Raw genomic sequence first — 3,893 nt, forward strand, 5'->3', positions numbered from 1 at the left:
GGTAAATATGAATTTAGAAACATTGATAATCAAGAGATTATCAATACCCAAGAAATATATCAAGTTAATGATAAAGATAGAATTTGGTATAAAATCTATGAAAGAAATGATCGGGTTCTATTTGTTAAAAAAGTAACCTAAAATCAAATCAAACCCATTTCCTTTAAACCTTGATAAAGTCGTTTTGCTTCTTCAGGGTTGTTTAATTCATGGAGAGAAATGGCATATTCAAAAGCTTCTAAACTACCGGAAACATCGCCAATTTTCAAGAGTACAACCCCTAAATTTTGATAAGCTTCTGCATAGTCAGGATTCAAATTAATGGCATTATTATAGGCATCAATAGCTTCACTAAATAACCCCATTGCTTTACATACCATGCCTAAATTATAATAACCAATTACAAAATTAGGATCAATTTTTATGGCTGTTTCATAAGCAATTTTTGCTTCTGGTAAATCTCCTACATTTTTGAGTAAATTTCCTAAATTATTATATCCTCCTAATTTCAAAAGGGGATAGATAGGCAATTTTACCGCAGCTTGATAATGAGAAATAGCTGGGGGCAAATTTTTTAAATTTGTATAAGCAATTCCTAAATGGTAATGCAGTTCATACAAAATATCATAATTTATATCTTCATTGAAAGCAACTTCAACTTTCTGTGACTGCGAATGTTTAAATTTATTTAATGTTTTTTTTTCTTCATTAACCTGATTACCAATTAATTGATTTAATCCTCGATTTAATAACTCCATACCCGCATCAATTTTCCCCATTTGCATATATAAAGCTCCCAATTTACTGCATACATAAGCATCATTGGGGTGACTGGCAAAAAACTCTTCCATTGCGGCTGCGGCTTTAGCATATTTATTCTGTTCATTAATTACAGCTTTTTGATAACCTGTATGGAGAATTGCTACTCCTGGTAAATAACCAATTTGCCAATGTGGTTCTTGAGTGAGAATTGCGGTGACACTATCATCAATTAAAGCATGATAAGGGCGATCAAAAGATATATTAGGATGATGACGAAATAGTCGAGAAACCAGAGAATAAGGTGATTGTGTTGAACCGACTTCTTGACGTACTAAATTAATTACCAAATATTCTTCTTTGCTAATAACTGTTTTAAGTAAGGGGATAATTTCATCTGTCAAAGTTTCATCAGCATCTAAAACTAAAATCCAATCACCTGTTACATATTTTAAAGCTTCATTTCGAGCCGAACTAAAGTTATTATTCCAGGGGAAATAATACACTTTAGCTCCAAATTGTTGGGCAATTTGTGGGGTTTTGTCAGTTGAACCCGTATCAATAACTATAATTTCATCAACAAAATTATTAACACTTCCTAGACATTTTGGTAAGCTAGTTTCTTCATTTTTTACAATCATACAGAGACTGATTTTCATCTGGTAACACTATGGTATTTACAAATTTGGTTAATAATACAGCAGAAGTCAAGAACCAATACAATTCAATTAACAATACCTCTAGGTTGAGGTACGTTCACGAAGTGTGGCGATAGCTTGCGTGGCGACGTAGGAGCCATAGCCATAACCCAACAAATGCGTCGGGTTGCGCTGTCGCTTAACCCGACCTACAAAAAATGGAGAAGGTATTGATTAAGAAATTGTTTTACCTCCGTGTCCTCTGTGTCCTCTGTGGTTCGTATCTCTGAAAAAATATATTTAAACAGGATGGAAATAATCATAAATCTCTTGCGCTAATCGTGAACCAATTCCGGGAACTTCTGTTAATTGTGTAGGTGTGGCTTGACGAATATAATCAAGGGAGCGAAAATGCGCTAATAACAACTTTTGCCGATTTTGTCCTAAACCGGGAATTTCATCTAGATGCGATCGCTTTAGTTTATCACTTCTTTGTTGACGATGAAAACTGACAGCAAATCTATGAGCTTCATCTCGCAATCTTCGTAATAACTGGACTCCTGGTTGTTCTGAGTCTGTTTCTAAAGGTTTTGATGAGTGGGGTAAAAAGATTTCTTCTCGTTTTTTGGCTAAACTGACAACCCGCAAATCTGCGAATAGATTCATTTCCGTTAAAATCCCCACAACGGCAGATAGTTGACCTTTACCACCATCAATCATAATTAAATCAGGCCAGTCAGTATTACCTAATCTTGCTAATTTTGGATCTTCAATATATTTACGAAATCTTCTCTTAATAACTTCTGCTAAACTGGCAAAATCATCGGAATGACCAATTGTGATATCAGGATTTTTAATTTTATAATGTCGGTAATATTGTTTGGCTGGTAAACCATCAATAAATACGACTTGAGAACCTACTGCATTAGTTCCTTGAATATGAGAAATATCATATCCTTCAATGCGTTTGGGTAAATCTGGTAAGTCGAGAATAGCGGCTAGATCTTGGGTTGCTTGTAAATTACTATCACCCAATTTTTGCATTCTTTGTAATTCATATTGGGCATTTTTTTCGACCATTTCTATTAATTCTGCCTTACTTTGTCGCAAAGGATTGAAAATTGTCACTTTTCTGCCTTTGCGTTCTGTTAGAATAGCGGACAAAATTTCACTATCTGGTAAATCATGCTGTACTAAGACTTCGCTGGGAATTTCTACACTTTCTGCTGTTTGATAATGTTCCTCTAAAACTCGTTGTAAAATTGCTCCCGGTTCAGGGTGGGAGTCAGCAACAAAAGCCAAGCGTCCCACTAATTGACCGGCGCGAATTTGGAATAATTGAATGTAGGCGTGTTGATCATCGGCGGCTAAAGCGATCGCATCTCGTGATACTGTATCATCAGGTAAGGATACTTTTTGAGCCGCATGAAGGGATTTTAATGCTCCAATTTGATCACGAATTTTTGCCGCAGTTTCAAAATTCAATTCTGCTGCGGCTGTTTCCATTTGTGCTGTTAAAATATCAATTAGTTCCTGAGTTCTACCTTGAAAAACCATCGCTACTTTTTGGACAATTTTTGCATATTCAACCGGGGAAACTAATTTTTGACAAACACCAGGACAACGACCAATATCATAATTTAAACAGGGACGATCTTTAAATAAAGGTTGTGGTCTTTGTCGTAAAGGAAAAATCTTTTTACACAAATGGACAATTTCTCGTAATAAACCGGAATCTGTATAAGGACCGTAATATTTATCTTTGGCTTTTCCTAATTGACGTTTGCGGGTAATGAAAATGCGCGGATATTCATCTGACCAAGTAATGCACAGATAGGGATATTTTTTATCGTCTTTGAGTAAGACGTTAAAATATGGCTGATGCTGTTTAATTAAATTGGCTTCTAGGGCTAATGCTTCGGCTTCGGTATCAGTGACAATGAATTCAATTTCTGTCACTAATTTAACCATTGTGTTGATCCGTTCCGTCTTGTTGGTGGAGTCGCGGAAATAGGAACGGACACGAGAACGCAATTTACGAGATTTACCTATATATATTAGGCGATCGCTGCCATCCCGCAACAAATAAACCCCCGGTTCTGGGGGAATTTCTCCCAGCCGATTTTCTAACCGTTCTGGGTTTTTATACAGTGGTAAGATTTGCTCAGATATAGTCACAAATATATTTTACAGGAATATCCGGTAAGGGTAAAGCTCAGTGGCTAAAGCCTCTGAGAGTGTCAACTTGAGTTTAGATTTAATGTAGGGGTAGGCCCTGTGCCATTGGTGTCAACTTAACGTAAAACCCATACCCCGCCTGGGAATGAATTCCCAGTCTAATAGCAAAAGTCATCTGAAGATGACTAAAGCCGCTGAGAGTGTCAACTTGAGTTTAGATTTAATGTAGGGGTAGGCCCTGTGCCATTGGTGTCAACTTAACGTAAAACCCATACCCCGCCTGGGAATGAATTCCCAGTCTAATAGCAAAAGTCATCT

2 protein-coding genes are annotated in these 3,893 nt (G+C 36.5%); both read right to left on the reverse strand.

What is annotated here, in order from left to right; translation table 11 throughout:
* Positions 1-143: 143 nt before the first annotated feature.
* Positions 144-1,418 carry a tetratricopeptide repeat protein gene (locus tag IQ228_RS22815; RefSeq protein WP_193964543.1) on the reverse strand — a complete coding sequence of 425 codons (1,275 nt, stop codon included), beginning with the start codon at positions 1,416-1,418 and terminating at the stop codon, positions 144-146.
* 279 nt (positions 1,419-1,697) lie between these two features.
* Complete coding sequence (gene uvrC, locus IQ228_RS22820) at positions 1,698-3,575, reverse strand: excinuclease ABC subunit UvrC (RefSeq protein WP_027401103.1); 1,878 nt, start codon at positions 3,573-3,575, stop codon at positions 1,698-1,700.
* Positions 3,576-3,893 lie beyond the last annotated feature (318 nt).

Source organism: Dolichospermum sp. LEGE 00246 (assembly GCF_015207865.1).
Classification (GTDB): Bacteria; Cyanobacteriota; Cyanobacteriia; order Cyanobacteriales; family Nostocaceae; genus Dolichospermum; species Dolichospermum heterosporum.